Below are 14,841 nucleotides of genomic sequence, written 5' to 3' on the forward strand. Positions count from 1 at the left end.
ATTATTTTTTTTCAATTCTGATAGACAAAAAGTTCTTTACAAAGCTCTCGTCTGGTTCTTGTTTTGAATGGAGTGGGTAGGGACAGAAAGACACCTGCACGCCGATGCCGGCTATGTACAGGCCTGTCCACAAAAAAGAAAGGGGAAACGGGTTAGGCTACCTTCGGCGGTTGCCAGATGGAATAGGAAAGGGAGGAGACAAAACTACTCTTGTACAGGTCAACCTCGTGGCTTACCTCCTGCAAATCAGCGTATTCGACTACATCCGCACTTTGTGGCTGAAAATGAGTATGGCAGCAATGGCAGGCGCAAAATGGGGTGCATGGGTCTGCAGCATTGTCCTGATGGTCCTGGTGTAAACCAACTACAGCCATTACCTGTCTTTCACTGCGTACCGCATTTGCCTTGTCCGGGCATGGTTTCAGGGAAAGCGCCAGCAAAAGCAGGATCAGTATGTAGAGTAGAGACTTCATTCAAAAACAAAGTTAAGAAAAAAATAATGCAATTCCATTGCAAATGGTAAAGCGTTCTGCTTCCAAAGCGGCCCTGTCCAGTTGAAGTAGCAAAGCCAGCGCAGGTCGAAGAGCAATCCACGTCCTCCTGAGTCAGGGCATTGTCGGCGTGCACCGCAAAGCGCTTAGGTTTTTTCTCCCTTCAGGCTTGTCATGGTCAGTGGTCGGGGGATTCCATGTAACAGGCCTCGTCCTCAAACTCGATGTCGATAGTGGCGTGGGACACGTGCTTGCCCCTCAGCAACTCCTTGATCCTGTTTTTTATTCTGATAATATCCGGAATACCGGAGAGCCTGTCCACCGTAACGTGAATCATGAACACCTGGTTTTCCTCATTTAGCGTCCACAGGTGGGTGTGGTGTGTGGAAGTCACGTGTTCGATGCCCAGGATATTTTCTTTCAGTTCGCCCAGGTCCACCTCCTGGGGGGCGCCCTGTAGGAACACGTACATCGTCTCCCGCAGCCTTGTAACCACGTTCCACAGGATAAATGCGGCGATGGCCAGCGAGAGAATAGGGTCCAGCACATGGATGTCCCAGAACATGCTGCTGCTGCTGGTGATGAGGATCGCCACCCAACCCATCACGTCCTCAATCAGGTGCCAAGACAGGACCTTCTCATTCATTGACTCGTGTTTCTTGAGCCGCAGCGCTGCCACACCGTTCACCGCCACGCCAATGATGGCGAAGATGAGCATTCCGTTCGCATCCGTGTACTTCGGCTCGATGATCCGCTGCACACCTTGGTAAATGACAAAGACAGAACCCAGCACCCAGCACCAGCACAATACTGTTGATGAGCGCTCCGAGCAGGGAGAAGCGCTTGTAGCCGAAGGTAAACTTCTCGTCGGCGTTCTTATCGGATTTCTTCTGCAGGTACCACGAAACGCCCAGCGACAGGCTATCCCCCAGGTCATGCAGCGCATCGGAGATGATGGCAACGCTGTTAACGTAGAAGCCCCCGATAATCTCAAAGATGGTGAACCCGATATTGAGGAAGAAGGCGAAAGCTATGTTCTTTGAAGCTCCATGAGCATGTGAGTAGTCGTGTCCCATAGGCAACGTGTTATTTTAGTTATGTCAGTTCCTTATACCGGAGAACTGTATTAGCAGTTTAAATGTCGACTTTGTCAGGATGTATCGCTCTGAAAAAGCGTGTGTTATAAAAGCCTAATCTATGGGACAACACAAGTTAGTTTTAAACATGCCTCAGACCAAAGTCAACCTGCTAACACATCCTTTCCAACCTCTCACTTGTGTGGCGGCGGTAAATCATAGCTGATGCTCTCTTCATGCAGGCCCCTGTATTGTTGATCAGCCTTTGCAGGATTTAAACTATTCACGAATCAACTTTCCCCTTATCAGCAACAGTGCCTGGGAGACCAAACCCAGCACAGGAAGCTCTATCAACGGATCAATCACCAAAGCCAAGGCAATGAGCGGCGTGTCCGGAAAGGCGGCAACGGCTATTGCCAGCGAGACAGGGGAGTTTCTGGCCAACGTGGTCAGGCTCAGGCTTGCTCCGTCCCCGTAGCTGAGCCTGACCCAACGGCTGGCAAGGCGACCAACGGTGAAGTTGACGGCAAAGAAGAGCAGCAGGGGGATCAGCATGATGTACACCACCTCCAGGTTATTTAGCAGCGCACCTCCCTCGGAGGCGAACATGGCCATGATGGCCAGCCCCAGGAACAGGACTTGTGCCGACTCAAAGGCAGGAAGGAGCCGTTCCTCGAAAAGGGGCTGTCTGCCTGAGCGGAGCAGTAACAACCTGGTGACTTGGGCGAGGACAAAGGGAAGAACGATCACCAGCACAGTGCTCTCCAGCAAAGCCTCTACCGGCAGCATACCTGTCTGGTTAAAGAACAGCAGCAGGTAGATGGGCAGCAGCACCACCTGCAGCACCAGGTTCAGCGGGAGAATGGAAGCCGAGAGTACCGTGTTACCTTTCGCAATGCCCGTAAAAATGATGTACCAGTCTGTGCAGGGCGTCACCATCAGCATGACGAAACCAATCCAGAGCGCCTGCTGACCGGACAGGAATACGTGGCCCAAGAGGTAAGCCAGCAGCGGTGTCCACACAAAGTTTATGGCAAGGCTCAGCAGTACAAATTTTCTATGCCGGAACCCTTTCATAAGTCCTTGCAGGGGCATGGCCAAAAACAGGCCGTAGAGCATCAGCATCAGGAAGGGGATGATCAGAGAGGTTGCGTGTGCTGCAACGAGAGGGATTTGGGCAAGCAGCAAACCGAGCAGCACTGCCAGCAGGATGATCAGGGTGTGGAGTTTATTGAGAAGACTCATTCAATGTTTGTCATCTTGCATATCATTACACAAGCGGTAGGTGCACACCGGCGTACTATCCGCTAAAACGAAATGACCCGCTTAAAGGATAGAGCGGCTGGTGCATAAAGGTAGATTAATTCTAATCAGTGACAAGTTCTTCCTCTTTCCCGTACCACTTCCTCTTAAACCAGAAGGCGGCATTCACCAGCAGTATCAGCGCAGGCACCTCCACCAGCGGACCAATCACGCCAGCGAAGGCCTGCCCGGAGTTGATGCCGAAGATGCCGATGGCAACGGCAATGGCCAGTTCGAAGTTGTTGCCTGTGGCAGTAAAGGAAATGGCTGTGTTCTTAGCGTAGTCAGCGCCAAGCTTCTTTGCAAGAAGGAAGGAGATGAAAAACATGATGGCGAAGTACAGCACCAGCGGCACCGCTATCCGAAGCGCATCAAACGGGATTTGCACGATCAGCTCCCCTTTGAGGCTGAACATCAGCACGATGGTGAACAAAAGGGCAACGAGTGTGATGGGTGAGATGAAGGGGATATACTTGTTGTTGAACCATTCCATCCCTTTAAGCCGAATCAACCCGTAGCGGCTCACGACACCCGCAAAAAACGGGATGCCCAAATATAGCAGCACGCTCTCGGCAATCTGTCCGATGGTGATGCTTATCTCGGAACTCTCAACCCCGAAGTAGGGCGGCAGCACCGAGATGAACAGGTAGGCGTACAGGCTGTAGAAGAATATCTGGAAGACGCTGTTGAGCGCCACCAGCCCTGCGGCATACTCCCGGCTACCCTCCGCCAACTCGTTCCACACCATCACCATGGCGATGCAACGGGCGATGCCGATAAGTATCAGCCCCACCATGTACTCGGGCTGGTCACGGAAGAAAAGTATGGCCAGAAAGAACATCAGCAGCGGGCCGATAACCCAGTTGAGCAAGAGCGAGATGCTCAGAATCTTCACGTTCCGGAACACCTCCCCCATCTGCTCATAGCGCACCTTGGCCAGCGGCGGGTACATCATCAGGATAAGGCCGATGGCCAGCGGCACGTTCGTGGTTCCGCTGGACAGGGAGTTGATGAAGCCGGAGGACTCGGGCAGGAAGTAGCCGATGCCCACGCCAAGGAACATGGCCAGGAATATCCACAGGGTCAGGTAGCGGTCAAAGAACCGCAGTTGCTTCCGCTGGTGGGTGGGGGCGCAGTTAGTAGCACTCATATCTTCTGTTTTTTAGCAGCCTTTTCTCAGGTTCTCGGCATACTCATTGGGCAGGACGCTTTCCTCAACGGCTCTTGCCGCCCTCTCATAATCGTACTTGAAGCGGATGAACTCCACCTGCACGCTTTCCTTGTCCAGCACGGAACTGTTGTCGTTTACCGTCAGCAGCACGTAGCCGCCACGGTTGTCCCCGTCCTTGGGCTTGCCCACCGAGCCGATGTTGATGGCGTGGCGGAAATGGCTTTGCCCTTCCTCTCCTGAGTCCAGTACCCGGTGGTAGGGCTTGTGCGTGTGCCCGAAGCACAGGATGTCGGCATCGGCATCGGTCATGATACGAAGCGTCCCTGTCCTCAAAGAGGTACTCGTTTATCTTCCTCGGGCTTCCGTGCACCAGCAGCAGGTTGAGCCTGTCCTCGTTCAACTGGTACTCCACCCGGATGTGCGCTGGCAGCGTGCGCAGGTACTGGCGCTGCTCCGGCTTCATGATTTGGTTGGTGAAGGAGACGGAGACGGAGCCGTTGGACTTCTCCTGGTCAGTCTTGTAGGCGCAGCCGCACTCGCTACTCATCCTGCCAATACCAAAGTCGTAGTTTCCCGCGATGGTGGGGATGTTGCGTCTCCTGATCTCGTCCACCACCTCGTTTGCCCACACGTTGTAGCCCACCAGGTCGCCGAGGCAGTAAATGAAATCGGGCCTGCGGGAATCCACATCGGCGAAGAATGCCTCCAAGGCAGGCAGGTTGGCGTGGATGTCGCTGAACAGCGCTATCTTACTCATGGTGTCTTATGCAGTTGATGTCAAGTGTTATTAGCAGCCGCCACCACCGGGCGTGCAGGCGTTGCCTGTGGCTATTACTTGAAGCTGTTCCAGCGGGATGCCGCACTTGTCCGGGGCAAGGCAGTTGGTCGTCTTTGCCAGCAGCACGAAGCTTCTGACGTTAAAACCGAGGCCGTACCTGCCGATGGTCTCCCCCTGATACTCCACCTCGATTTCGAGGTCCTCCATGCCCAGTACTTTCTCGGAGAGGGCGATGATATCGAGCAGCTTCTGCGGCTTTAGCCTGTGGTCGAAGTCGTTGGCGTTCCAAAGCTGGAAATTGGCCACCTCCTCATTTCGCACGGTACCCCCGCAGTCGATGAAGTTCCTGGTGACCACGCCCACCTCGGTGACATGGAAGTTCTCCGGAACCTTCGCTCCGTTCTCCAGCTCAAAGTTTACCGCATCGGCGGTTTGCAGGATATTTTTTACCTCTGACAGTTTCATGGTACTGCTTGATGTTTAACAACAGTTTGGCTGCTGGCTTTTGACGCCAGCAAGCACGTTTGAAAAATAGGCGGCTAAGGTCTCAAAGGAGCTATGTGGCTTTAAGTGCACCCAAATGCTACCTCAAGTATTCCGCCTTTTGTGTGCAGAGAACTACCCGCAACAGCTTTTGTCTTCCTGTATAGGTGGGCAAGGCACGGTGCCGTAGCTACAGAACACGCAGCAGTCGCCCTGCTTGGGCTTCAAAACAGTTTCGCACTTCTCGCACTGATAGAAGTACTGACACGCGTCCGTGGGCATTTGCTCTTCCTTCTGGTGCCCGCAGTTGGGGCAGGTAATCGTGGACTGGAGTACGGTAGCCATTACTTTTTCTTAATTTCGGTTACTTTGTAGCCTGTGGCCAGCACAGCCTTCTCAATCTGCTTCACGTCCGTCTTGGTCTTGTCAAACTGCACCAGCGTATTGCCGTCGGCGTAGGAAGTCTCCACCTTCAGGATACCGGCCAGCTTGTTCACCTCGCTGTTCACGTGCCCTTCGCAGCCAGCGCAGGTCATTCCCTTTATCTTTATTTCCACCGTCTGCACGTTTGCTTTGTCAGCGGTTACTTGCTGGCCTTGTGTCTGCGGGTAGAAGACATAGGCGTAGGAAGGGAAAGCCAGCATCACAGCGGCAAACACGGTTACAATGGAAAGAAAGGCTTCGGTTTGCATAAAGTTGGGTTTAGGGGTTGTTTCACAATCACAGTCAATCTTGCGGGCAGGCTTCAGCTTCTGATACCAGGCAAAGCCTAACACCAGCGCCGTAACACCAATCAGGTAAGGGCGCAGCGGCTCCAGCCAAGAAAAGGAGGCGGCCATGCCGCTGGTTCCGGCCATGATGGCCAGCAGAGGGGTAATGCAGCACAGGGAGGCTCCCAACGCTGCCAGCAGGCCTGCACCGACCCAAGCCTTTGTGGCAGGGGTTTCCTGATTATCCATGTAAGGTAGTTCCTGGTTTCTCATAAGGCGGTGTCTACAGTGGCGCTTGTAAGCAAGTCAAAGTGCGGCTGGAGCAGCTTTTCGGCTTCAGGGGTGAGCGCGTAGAAAATGGTCTGGCCGGTCTTCTTTGTGGTGACAAGGCTGCCCTCTTTCAGCTTGCGCAGGTGCTGGGAGATGGCGGGAACAGTCATCTCCAGAATATCGCTGATGTCGCAGGGGCACAGCTCCCCTTCCTCCTTCAACAGGAAAAGGATTTTCAGGCGAACCTCATTTCCCGCAAGGCTTAGGGCGCCGGCAAGGAGCCTGACAGGGTCTTTCAAGTCCTCCATTCGCTTCTTGCACGAGTTTATCTGCTTCTCGTTGGCGTAAACCCTGATGCAGGGGGACGGTTTTTCTTTCTCCATGGGTAAGGGTTTTCTTTCCGGTACAGAAAGGTAACACCGCAAAAGTACGGCAAATTCATTATTTAAGAAAATACTTAAATACAATGGCTGCCTTACGCCATGTAGCTCACGTCGGAAGCCATAGTGGGGTAGCTGAAAAGGAAGCTCTTCAGGTCTCTTGCCTTCATGCCCGCCTTCATCGCCACAGCAAAAACATTTATTGTTTCCTCTGCCTGCGGCCCCACCAGGTGCGCTCCAAGTATACTCCCGTCCGTTTTGCTCACCAGCACCTTGTAGGCGTAGGCAGGGGCGCGGTGCCTCCTGCCGTTAAACCACTGCCTTGCGTCATGCGTGTTCACCTTGTAATCCAGCCCCTGCTCTTTCGCCTGCCTCTCGGTCAGCCCCACAGAGGCCAGTGACGGAATGGTGAAGACCACCGTGGGTATCTCCGGGTAGTTCACCTTTTTGCTGTTGCCCTTGATGACGTTTGCCGACAGAAAGTGGCCCTCGTAAACGGCTACAGGCGTTAAGGGCAAGCCTTCTGTATCGGCCACGTCTCCGGCAGCATACACGCGGGGGTTGGAGGTGCTTTGCAGGTACTCGTTCACGTCAATGCCCTTTCTGCCGTGCCTTACGTTGCCTTTGTTCAGGTCAAGCTGCCCTACTTCCGGCACGCGCCCTATGGCGCTCACCACCAGCCCCGTTTCAAGGGTTCCCCTGCCTGCCTCGCCTTCCAGGCTGACTTCGTACTCGTTGGCCTTCTGCGTGATGCGCTGCACCTCGCAGTTCAGTCTTATGTCAATGCCTGCCTCTTTGGACACGCGCACCAGTTCGTCCACCATGTCCTGCTCAAAGTGCTTCAGGGGGCGGGGGCCGTGCTCTATAATGGTGACGCGGGAGCCTGCGCGTGCGGCAAGGTGGGCAAACTCAAAGGAAATGTAGCCGCCCCCCAGAAAGGTAATGTGCTCCGGCAGCGCCTCAAGATTCAGGAAGTCGTCGCTGGTGATGGTGTGCTCTGCCCCTGGGACCTCCAGCTCCCTTGGGCGTGCGCCCGTGACAATCACTATCTTTTCAGCGGAAACAGTTTCTTGACCAATCTGTAGGGTGGATTCATCCAGAAAGGCGGCGGGTGCGTGGTAGGTGTCTATACCGGCCTTTTCAAATCCCTTTTCCATGTTTTCGGGTACAGGTGCCGTGAACGTCTCCTTGAATTTCATCAGCTCCTGCCAGTTCACCTCCACGTCTCCGGTGAGCCCTTTCCCAAGGTGCAGCCGCACTTGCTCGCGCAGGCTGGCCGCGTCTATGAGCACTTTCTTGGGGTCACACCCCCGCAGAGCGCAGGTTCCGCCGTAGGGCCTGAAATCAGTGATGGCGGTCTTCAGTCCTTTTATCGCGCACTTTTTGGCCACGGCGGCACCGGCCATCCCGGCACCTATCACCAACACGTCGTACTTTTTCATCTGCATTGTATTTAAGTATTTGCTTAAATACAGCGGTTCCGGAAATTTTGTTTTGTCCTTAGCTGTGTAAGGTGCAGCGGATTGCTGTAGGGTATGGCTTCAAACAAACAGCGGTTATAGTTTTCATGCAGCTGTCTACTTCTGTTCTTAAGCATATTTATTCGGATCAAGCGTACCAACACTCCCAAATTGCTCCCCTCTTTCTTATGAAGTCATAATTGATAGCGTACCGGTGCCAATGCACTCCAGATAAATGGACGCTCCTAAATAAAGGATTTTAATTCTTCCGAATTAATCTGCTTGGTTTGAGACGAAAAACAAAAGAGAGCAGCCCCACAGGTTGCTCTCTTTATTGAATTTTACTTCTTTTTGCAACAGGATGGTACAGCCGCTGTAGTTGTGTTTGTAGCTACAACCGCAACTGTTGCCGTTGTCTCTGCCGCCTTTTCCTTCTTTGCCTCGTCCTTCACCAGTGGGCAGTCAGTCGTGTCTTTCAACTTGCACTCCTTCACCAGCGGGCAATCTGGTGTGCCCTTCAACGGGCAATCCTGTGACTGGCCATTGCCGGCGAACGCAAAGAACGAGCCGCCAGCCAGCATCAAGGTTGCTGTTGCAATTCCTAAAAACCTTTGTTTCATAATTTTAATCATTGAGTGCTCAGTTGGGTAAGGCAACAAAGCTGATGATACAAAGCAACCGTACCTTGCTTCTGGATTTAAGCTGCCATTGCCTCACATTTGTCGGCACATTCCCTGCAAACTCGGGCGCACTCCCGGCACACCTCACTGTCAAACTTGGCGCACTCATCTGCGCAATCCCTGCATACCTGGGCGCACACCCGGGTTACCTGCCCCACATAGTCTGATTTGGCCGCGCACATGTTGGCGCATGCCGTGGCAATGGCAATGGTGTCCAGGCACAGCTTGTGGCACTGCTCCATGTCAGGCTCTCCCATGTGCTGGTCCAGGCAGACTCTGCTGGCGGTGACGGCGCTGTAACAGGAATCGATGCAGGACTGCATTTCTTGGCTGATGTTTTTCATAGCTTGTTGTTTTAGGTTTTTTGATTTAAACGGTTTAAGTGGGGCTTCCTACCCCGGCGGCCTCTAACTGCTCACGGCTCACGCCCCTGTCTGCGCAGCAGGAGAGCAGCTCTCCGTTCACCACCACCGCTGGCAGAGAGGTAATGTTGTACTCTTTCACTTTGCTCACGCACTCTTTTGTGTCGCACTGCTGGGCGAGGTCATAAACTGTCACGTCACATGATTCACAGGCCATTGACTGCACCATTTCCACTACCGGTTCACAAACAGAGCACCCCGCGGTGAACACTTCTATTTTTCTCTTTGCCATAGTCGTAAACTTTAAACTTAAGCAAAGCTACAGCTGGGGCGGGGGTGGTCTGCAAGCAGTTGCGGCTAACTTTTTTGCTGGTTTGCCTTCATCTGGTCATAAACAGCCTGAATCTCCTTCATCTTGGCTGTCAGCTCATCAAGGCTTAGGTCTGGAAACTGCTTCCGTAGCAGCTCTATGGTGTTTTCCTGTCCGCAATCCCCCGTGCAAGCTTCCATTGTCTCTGACAGCTTGGCGGCCAGGGACTTTCTGAATGTCTCGTCCAGCAGCAGGAATTGAGCGGTGCTAAGTGCTTTGCCAGCCGCTTTGAATTGCACCAGCACCTCTTCAGGGTCTCTGTCATTGTCAAGCATCTTGATAATGCCGTCCAATTGTCCTTTTATGGTATTCAGCCTGGTTTTAATATCCCTTGTCAAGTCCTTTTGCAGCATGTTATTTGATTTTATGAAATATAACCAGGGTAGCAGGGTGGTCTGCAAACAATTTAAACAGTTTTTTAAGGGCGGTTGGATTCAGCTAAGTGGTGGACTCGTGTTTGTATGGTACTGTAGATACAGCAGCCACTTTGACCATTATACCAGAAATAGAGCCCGAATGGAGTGGAAGGGTAGTGCTTCGGCAGTAACCTAGGAAGAAAGCTCACTAGCCACACCCACTTTCCTTAAATATTTTTTAGAGCTGCGCGAAGCAGGCTAGGCCACTTGCGTGTGGGCTAATTATTTTTAACTGCTTCTATTTATCATAATCATTCTTATCAGCTATTGAACAAGAAGGCCTTTCTCCTGACTTCTCATTTACTACCGTTCCCCCTTCATTCCCCTTTTGTAGCCAACGATAAGACTATAAGAATGGAAGGCAGGTTGGTCATAAACTTCTCCTCATGATTCATCACCCCATCCTTTACACTTTGAAAGCCAGTCAGTAGCAGCTGGTGGTAAACTGCACCGGCGGCTGCCCTCCCCGACAAACTTTGCTCCCACCGTCCAGCTCTCAGGCAAATGAGCAGCATTTGCCTGAGAGCTGGACGTCGCTTGTCACCCTTCCGCCATCCGCATCATTGCGCTACGCTTCCTTCTTCGGCTGCCAGAAAAGCGACTTTCCCGATCGCGAGCCAAAGCAAGCGCCCAAAATCTATTGCGAAACAAACATAGTAAGCAAGGTAATCTGAGTAAACACAATAACTACTACAAAAGGGGAAAGAAGGTGGAACGCTATGCAAAACTACTTCCACAAAGCTGTGCCTGTCAGTGGAGCCTGTCCAGCAGCAACCGGAGGCCAGTGTACTCCGGTTGCCCCAGCACGTTCAGCTCTCCCCCGGTGGCTAGTTCCAGCGCCCTGTGGCACTGTGCCAGCCTGCCGAGCATCGGCTGAATCTGCTGGTTATAGTAGTTGAAGAAGTTGAAAATGTCCCGCGTGGAGCAGGGCAGCTTGTAGCCGGCGCTGGAGGAGACGATAAGCACGCCCTCGTCCCGCACCGGCCCCACCACCAGCGAGCGGAAGCGGTGTTCCGTGTAACTCTCATACTTATAGGAGTTGAGGTGCTGGAGCAGCTCGTAGGTGTGGATGAAGCGGGTCCGGTAGTTGTAGGTAAACACCATCAGCAGGTACTCCACCAACACCATCCGGCTCCGGATGACGGGGTCCTCGCTGCCCGCGTGCCGCTCGAGGTAGTCCCGCGCCCGCAGCTGCGCCGCCGCTGTGACGGCCTCGTCCTGCGCATCCACTGCCATGCCCTCTGTGTCCACGGTGTAGGGCACGTACCCCTCCGGCCAGCGGATTACCCCCGCGCCCTGACTCGCCAGCTCCTGCTCCACATCCACCGCTGACAGCCCGGCGTGAAACAAATTCAGGCTTTCGCCCAGGAAGCCCGCCAGCTGCAGCAGCCCCGCCTCCGCTGCATGGGAGAAAGTAAAGGTGGCCGGGGAGAAAAGGTCCACCTGGTGGTTCTCGTGGATGTAGCGGCGGAAGCTCTCCATGAACTCCGGCGTGCCCAGCTCATCGGCCACGATGCTCAGGTTCGGGACGGTGCGGTAGAGGTTGTTGTAGATAAGGCCCGAGAGGAACTTGTAGAAGGTACCCTTGTACTGGAGTGGCGACTTCTGGTGCAGCTTGCGCTTGTCCACTAGGAGTGCATGGAAGGAAAAGCCCAGTGACTTGAGCTCCTCCAGGAACTCTTGCCGCTGCGCCTCAAACAGGGGGCCATCCCCAAAGCGGATGTCACCGCCCGGGAAGTGACGCTCCCGGATACGGCGGAACCCCTCCTCCACTTCCCTTCTGTTTCCTTCCTCCACCAGCACAACCGTGACAGAGAAGTGTGTGCCGCCGGGACCGCCGCAGCGAAAGCCATGCGCCCCCGCCACGGAGGCAAAACCAACCTTTGCCATATTCTACTATATATAGTGTACCTCTGCCGGGGACAGTTTCCGGCGCCGCTCTGAAGATACTAATAATATTTGCTTTTGCTATATTCTGCTAATGAGATTGGGGAATGCCGTTTTGTCACGGCGGCGGCTTGAGGTGTTGTATTTCTTGAGCGGGCATCTTTCGAGCGTGACGTTTACCGGAAGGCTCCCCCTCCTGGCAGACAAGGTAACTGGTTCTTTACAGAAGGGAGAGAAGCAGGCAGGTCCTTCGTTCGGCAAGGGGCCCCGGGGCCAGGCATTGTGTTTTGTACAGAAGGGCTGCCAACTGTGTAAGTGTCACCCCTTGCTGAGGGGAATTACACAATCGCCGGGAGGTGTTTTACATTTCTACTACGTTCGTTGTAGAAATGTAAAACAACCCGTACCTTTGGGAAAACATCAAACAGACAGGCGATGGAAGAGCAGCAATACGTGGTCTACTACCGCGTCTCCACCAAGAAGCAGGGCGAGTCCGGCCTGGGCCTGGAGGCGCAGCGCACCTATGTCCGGCACTTCTACTCGGACAAGAACATCATCGGGGAGTTCACCGAGAAGATAAGCGGCAAGGACATCGCCAACCGCCCGCGCCTCCTGGAGGCCCTGGAGCTTTGCAGGCGGAAGCAGGCGACGCTCGTCGTGGCCAAGATTGACCGCCTGAGCAGGAACACGGAGCAGGCGCTGAGCATCTACCGCGAGCTGGAGGGCAGGCTGGAGAGCTGCGATATCCCGAACCTGGACAAGTTCACCCTCACGCTGTTCATGGCCATCGCCGACCGGGAGCGGGAGCTGATCGGCATCCGGACAAAAGCGGCGCTGGATGAGAAGATAAAGCTGACGGGAGAGTGGCGCAAACCCTCAGAGGCCTTCCGGACGGGTGCCGCCTCCGCAGAGGGGACCCGGGTGCTGCAGTACAATGCCAGGGTCAATGAGAACAACAAGCGGGCAGCGGCCCTCATCCAGTTCCTGCGCAGCACCAAAGTGAACGTTACAGGCAGCGAGGGACAGGTGACAGGCAAAGCGGAGATGCCCTGGAAGGAGATAGCCTGGAAACTGAACGAGGCGGGTTTCAGGGCCAGCCGGGGAGGGCTGTTCCAAGCAACGCAGGTGCAGCGGATCCACCACCGGATGACTGCTCAGCAGGGCTCTCCCCTGGAGAAGCCCTTTTCATAGCTGATGTGTAAGCTTATGTTAAGTAAGGAGTGCTTTATGCTTGTTGCCTACTATGGAAAGCTCCTCTTAAATCAGCCTGAACTGTGCCAGCTTGCCGTTCACAGGTTTCCTGGTGTGGTAGTATAAAGTAAAAAGAAGAAACCGAAGAAGGCTTCATCTATCGGAGATTACCACCAGCAAAGCCCCACAGAAGACGGAGCTACATCTATATAATTTTTAGCAGGTTAAACTATTGTCTCTTTTTAAGCAGAATTCATAACCAAAGCACACAACTGTTGAAAACCCACATGAAGACTCGACTGTCATTGTAGGGTTTTACCATTCATGTCAGGATTAAGAGCTGCTACAAACCAATAGCCTATAGATAATTTGAAGTTCTTTCTGATACTTCCCCTGGAAAGCTGTACCATACCAAAGAGCATCAACTGCAAGCATCTCGCAAGCCATGAGCTGCACCTTTACACGGCCCCTCCGGTATGCGAGTAGCGCACGGGAACTTTGCGTTTTCGCATCAACTTATCTGTTTTGTTGTTATTTAGTCTCCATATGAAAAAGCCTGATACGGCCAGCAGCCCCGGCATTAAACCGAAGAAACAGTAAATAAGCTTTACTGCAGGGCCGGCATAGTCGCCGAAGTGCAGCGGCTTGAACACCAGCAGCATGCGTTCGTTCCAGGGCTTGTCTCGGGCAAGATTTACGGCCTTCACCCCGCCGGAACTTAGGTCCACCTGTATGTCACTAGAGGTAGACCCGTAGTATGCGGGATCTGATTTGTGTCTTCCGAGGATGGAGAACGCCCCGCCTGCGAAGCGGAGGTAACTGATTTCAAATTCCGGATACTCCCCTCTTACTTGCTTAAGCACAGCGTCCACGGACATTATTCCTGATGGAGCATCCTCTGCAGCACCAGCACTGGCAGGGACAAGAGCGCTTTGTACAATGGTAAAAGCAATCCAGCTACCGGTAACACTTAGAAGTAGGTTAAATACCAAGCTCCACACCCCAATTACCCGGTGCAGACTGGAGAAAAAAGAGCGGCTGCTTTTAAAGGAAACGCGCTGCCGGAAAGAAAGTACCTTCCAAATGGATCTGCGGTAAAGGATAGAGCCGGTGATAGAGAGCACGATCAGGGACAGTCCGCCCAGCAGCACTAGTATTTTTCCCGGTGTGCCGGAGAGCAGGTTGTAGTGAAGATCAAGTAGTACATGCACCAGGCGCTTGTCCGCACGCGCCACGGTTGCCAGTGCTTTCCCTGTTTGTGGGTGCACAAAAATCCATTTACGGATGCCATCTTTCCTGATCTCATACTTCAGTGCCTGGTTCGGGCCTTTAGGAAGCTCGGGCACCCGAATGTCACTGCCAGGGTAAGCCTGCAGGATCCGCTTTATGGAGTTGTCTATCCTAAGGCCGGCAGCAGGTGCCTCCAAAGTGGAGTGGCTGGCGAATTGTGCATGGTCAATCTCATGATGGAATACCAGCACCGATCCCGTGATACTTGAGATCAACAGGAAGATTCCTGCCAACAGCCCCAGCCAATGATGGATGGAGAAAGTCCTTTTCACCCGCTTCTTCAAAATCTTAGTTTGTATCCTGTTTCCTACAGGCAGCTTTCGCAAGGCTATCTTCCGAAAGCTGCCTGTCCTGCTATAATGATGCAATGCAAATCTATGCGGGAATCACCTAATGTCAAAGCTTATTTAAAATTAATCTAAATAAGCTCTTGCCTTTTTGTTTTTCAGCCTTACTTTTGTCCAACCAACTTATTTATAATTATTCTAAATAATAACTGATGAAAAAACTTTTACCACTGCTGG

19 protein-coding genes and 1 pseudogene are annotated in these 14,841 nt (G+C 53.2%); 2 read left to right on the top strand and 18 right to left on the bottom strand.

All coding sequences use genetic code 11. The features are described from left to right. Positions 1–152: 152 nt before the first annotated feature. The 4 genes from ACFQ2O_RS13995 to ACFQ2O_RS14010 form a co-directional block, all read right to left on the bottom strand. Entirely contained in the window at positions 153–473 is a 321-nt protein-coding gene (locus ACFQ2O_RS13995) for a DUF6660 family protein (protein WP_377528676.1), read from the bottom strand. 196 nt (positions 474–669) lie between these two features. Beyond that, entirely contained in the window at positions 670–1,242 is a 573-nt protein-coding gene (locus ACFQ2O_RS14000; protein WP_377528710.1) for a cation diffusion facilitator family transporter, read from the bottom strand. Beyond that, entirely contained in the window at positions 1,130–1,567 is a 438-nt protein-coding gene (locus ACFQ2O_RS14005) for a cation diffusion facilitator family transporter (RefSeq protein WP_377528678.1), read from the bottom strand. The genes ACFQ2O_RS14000 and ACFQ2O_RS14005 overlap by 113 nt, the downstream gene beginning before the upstream one ends. Positions 1,568–1,846: 279 nt before the next feature. Further along, the gene (locus tag ACFQ2O_RS14010) at positions 1,847–2,644 is read right to left on the bottom strand and encodes an arsenic resistance protein (RefSeq protein ID WP_377528680.1); all 798 of its coding nucleotides are present in this window, start codon (positions 2,642–2,644) and stop codon (positions 1,847–1,849) included. On the opposite strand from ACFQ2O_RS14010, the gene ACFQ2O_RS14015 reads away from it, so the two are divergent. After that, the gene (locus ACFQ2O_RS14015; RefSeq protein ID WP_377528682.1) at positions 2,627–2,878 is read left to right on the top strand and encodes a hypothetical protein; all 252 of its coding nucleotides are present in this window, start codon (positions 2,627–2,629) and stop codon (positions 2,876–2,878) included. The genes ACFQ2O_RS14010 and ACFQ2O_RS14015 overlap by 18 nt on opposite strands. A gap of 55 nt (positions 2,879–2,933) precedes the next feature. On the opposite strand, the gene arsB is transcribed toward ACFQ2O_RS14015, so the two are convergent. From arsB to ACFQ2O_RS14075, 13 genes and pseudogenes are all read right to left on the bottom strand, one after another. Further along, positions 2,934–4,019, bottom strand: coding sequence for an ACR3 family arsenite efflux transporter (arsB, locus tag ACFQ2O_RS14020; RefSeq protein ID WP_377528684.1), 1,086 nt, complete (start codon positions 4,017–4,019; stop codon positions 2,934–2,936). A 12-nt stretch (positions 4,020–4,031) separates the two neighbouring features. Then, on the bottom strand, positions 4,032–4,349 hold the full coding sequence (locus tag ACFQ2O_RS22710; RefSeq protein ID WP_449301391.1) for a metallophosphoesterase family protein: 318 nt from the start codon (positions 4,347–4,349) through the stop codon (positions 4,032–4,034). Between the two features lie 97 nt (positions 4,350–4,446). Further along, positions 4,447–4,797, bottom strand: a pseudogene (locus tag ACFQ2O_RS22715) (metallophosphoesterase family protein); the annotation flags it as partial. Between the two features lie 30 nt (positions 4,798–4,827). Continuing rightward, complete coding sequence (locus ACFQ2O_RS14030) at positions 4,828–5,283, bottom strand: DUF6428 family protein (protein ID WP_377528686.1); 456 nt, start codon at positions 5,281–5,283, stop codon at positions 4,828–4,830. A 153-nt stretch (positions 5,284–5,436) separates the two neighbouring features. After that, the gene (locus ACFQ2O_RS14035; RefSeq protein ID WP_377528688.1) at positions 5,437–5,646 is read right to left on the bottom strand and encodes a GDCCVxC domain-containing (seleno)protein; all 210 of its coding nucleotides are present in this window, start codon (positions 5,644–5,646) and stop codon (positions 5,437–5,439) included. Then, positions 5,646–6,284: a mercuric transport protein MerTP gene (merTP, locus tag ACFQ2O_RS14040; protein ID WP_377528690.1), complete on the bottom strand. Its 639-nt coding sequence runs from the start codon at positions 6,282–6,284 to the stop codon at positions 5,646–5,648. Before merTP ends, ACFQ2O_RS14035 begins: the two co-directional genes overlap by 1 nt. Then, entirely contained in the window at positions 6,281–6,664 is a 384-nt protein-coding gene (locus ACFQ2O_RS14045; protein WP_377528692.1) for an ArsR/SmtB family transcription factor, read from the bottom strand. The genes merTP and ACFQ2O_RS14045 overlap by 4 nt, the downstream gene beginning before the upstream one ends. 92 nt (positions 6,665–6,756) lie before the next feature. After that, positions 6,757–8,103: a dihydrolipoyl dehydrogenase family protein gene (locus ACFQ2O_RS14050; protein ID WP_377528694.1), complete on the bottom strand. Its 1,347-nt coding sequence runs from the start codon at positions 8,101–8,103 to the stop codon at positions 6,757–6,759. 359 nt (positions 8,104–8,462) lie between these two features. Continuing rightward, positions 8,463–8,741 (bottom strand): hypothetical protein, encoded by a 279-nt coding sequence (locus ACFQ2O_RS14055; RefSeq protein ID WP_377528696.1) that lies wholly within the window; start codon positions 8,739–8,741, stop codon positions 8,463–8,465. Between the two features lie 77 nt (positions 8,742–8,818). Continuing rightward, a complete protein-coding gene (locus ACFQ2O_RS14060) occupies positions 8,819–9,058 on the bottom strand; it encodes a four-helix bundle copper-binding protein (protein ID WP_377528698.1) in 240 nt (79 codons plus the stop codon). Positions 9,059–9,179: 121 nt separating this feature from the next. Continuing rightward, positions 9,180–9,455: a thioredoxin family protein gene (locus ACFQ2O_RS14065; protein WP_377528700.1), complete on the bottom strand. Its 276-nt coding sequence runs from the start codon at positions 9,453–9,455 to the stop codon at positions 9,180–9,182. 65 nt (positions 9,456–9,520) lie between these two features. Next, positions 9,521–9,886 (bottom strand): metal-sensing transcriptional repressor, encoded by a 366-nt coding sequence (locus ACFQ2O_RS14070; protein ID WP_377528702.1) that lies wholly within the window; start codon positions 9,884–9,886, stop codon positions 9,521–9,523. Positions 9,887–10,699: 813 nt separating this feature from the next. Continuing rightward, complete coding sequence (locus ACFQ2O_RS14075; RefSeq protein ID WP_377528704.1) at positions 10,700–11,839, bottom strand: hypothetical protein; 1,140 nt, start codon at positions 11,837–11,839, stop codon at positions 10,700–10,702. 432 nt (positions 11,840–12,271) lie between these two features. Here ACFQ2O_RS14075 and ACFQ2O_RS14080 point away from each other — a divergent pair, with 432 nt between their 5' ends. Further along, positions 12,272–13,027 carry a recombinase family protein gene (locus ACFQ2O_RS14080; RefSeq protein WP_377528706.1) on the top strand — a complete coding sequence of 252 codons (756 nt, stop codon included), beginning with the start codon at positions 12,272–12,274 and terminating at the stop codon, positions 13,025–13,027. 458 nt (positions 13,028–13,485) lie between these two features. On the opposite strand, the gene ACFQ2O_RS14085 is transcribed toward ACFQ2O_RS14080, so the two are convergent. Further along, a complete protein-coding gene (locus ACFQ2O_RS14085) occupies positions 13,486–14,643 on the bottom strand; it encodes a PepSY-associated TM helix domain-containing protein (RefSeq protein WP_377528708.1) in 1,158 nt (385 codons plus the stop codon). Between the last annotated feature and the right edge of the window lie 198 nt (positions 14,644–14,841).

Source organism: Pontibacter rugosus (assembly GCF_042678745.1).
In the GTDB taxonomy this organism is placed as follows: domain Bacteria; phylum Bacteroidota; class Bacteroidia; order Cytophagales; family Hymenobacteraceae; genus Pontibacter; species Pontibacter rugosus.

What these genes read in the sequence shown, in the direction of transcription:
- ACFQ2O_RS13995 (WP_377528676.1), bottom strand. Translation starts at nt 473, where the DNA reads ATGAAGTCTCTACTCTACATACTGATCCTGCTTTTGCTGGCGCTTTCC.
- ACFQ2O_RS14005 (WP_377528678.1), bottom strand. Translation starts at nt 1,567, where the DNA reads ATGGGACACGACTACTCACATGCTCATGGAGCTTCAAAGAACATAGCT.
- ACFQ2O_RS14015 (WP_377528682.1), top strand. Translation starts at nt 2,627, where the DNA reads ATGCCGGAACCCTTTCATAAGTCCTTGCAGGGGCATGGCCAAAAACAG.
- ACFQ2O_RS14010 (WP_377528680.1), bottom strand. Translation starts at nt 2,644, where the DNA reads ATGAAAGGGTTCCGGCATAGAAAATTTGTACTGCTGAGCCTTGCCATA.
- arsB (WP_377528684.1), bottom strand. Translation starts at nt 4,019, where the DNA reads ATGAGTGCTACTAACTGCGCCCCCACCCACCAGCGGAAGCAACTGCGG.
- ACFQ2O_RS22710 (WP_449301391.1), bottom strand. Translation starts at nt 4,349, where the DNA reads ATGACCGATGCCGATGCCGACATCCTGTGCTTCGGGCACACGCACAAG.
- ACFQ2O_RS14030 (WP_377528686.1), bottom strand. Translation starts at nt 5,283, where the DNA reads ATGAAACTGTCAGAGGTAAAAAATATCCTGCAAACCGCCGATGCGGTA.
- ACFQ2O_RS14035 (WP_377528688.1), bottom strand. Translation starts at nt 5,646, where the DNA reads ATGGCTACCGTACTCCAGTCCACGATTACCTGCCCCAACTGCGGGCAC.
- merTP (WP_377528690.1), bottom strand. Translation starts at nt 6,284, where the DNA reads ATGAGAAACCAGGAACTACCTTACATGGATAATCAGGAAACCCCTGCC.
- ACFQ2O_RS14045 (WP_377528692.1), bottom strand. Translation starts at nt 6,664, where the DNA reads ATGGAGAAAGAAAAACCGTCCCCCTGCATCAGGGTTTACGCCAACGAG.
- ACFQ2O_RS14050 (WP_377528694.1), bottom strand. Translation starts at nt 8,103, where the DNA reads ATGAAAAAGTACGACGTGTTGGTGATAGGTGCCGGGATGGCCGGTGCC.
- ACFQ2O_RS14055 (WP_377528696.1), bottom strand. Translation starts at nt 8,741, where the DNA reads ATGAAACAAAGGTTTTTAGGAATTGCAACAGCAACCTTGATGCTGGCT.
- ACFQ2O_RS14060 (WP_377528698.1), bottom strand. Translation starts at nt 9,058, where the DNA reads ATGGGAGAGCCTGACATGGAGCAGTGCCACAAGCTGTGCCTGGACACC.
- ACFQ2O_RS14065 (WP_377528700.1), bottom strand. Translation starts at nt 9,455, where the DNA reads ATGGCAAAGAGAAAAATAGAAGTGTTCACCGCGGGGTGCTCTGTTTGT.
- ACFQ2O_RS14070 (WP_377528702.1), bottom strand. Translation starts at nt 9,886, where the DNA reads ATGCTGCAAAAGGACTTGACAAGGGATATTAAAACCAGGCTGAATACC.
- ACFQ2O_RS14075 (WP_377528704.1), bottom strand. Translation starts at nt 11,839, where the DNA reads ATGGCAAAGGTTGGTTTTGCCTCCGTGGCGGGGGCGCATGGCTTTCGC.
- ACFQ2O_RS14080 (WP_377528706.1), top strand. Translation starts at nt 12,272, where the DNA reads ATGGAAGAGCAGCAATACGTGGTCTACTACCGCGTCTCCACCAAGAAG.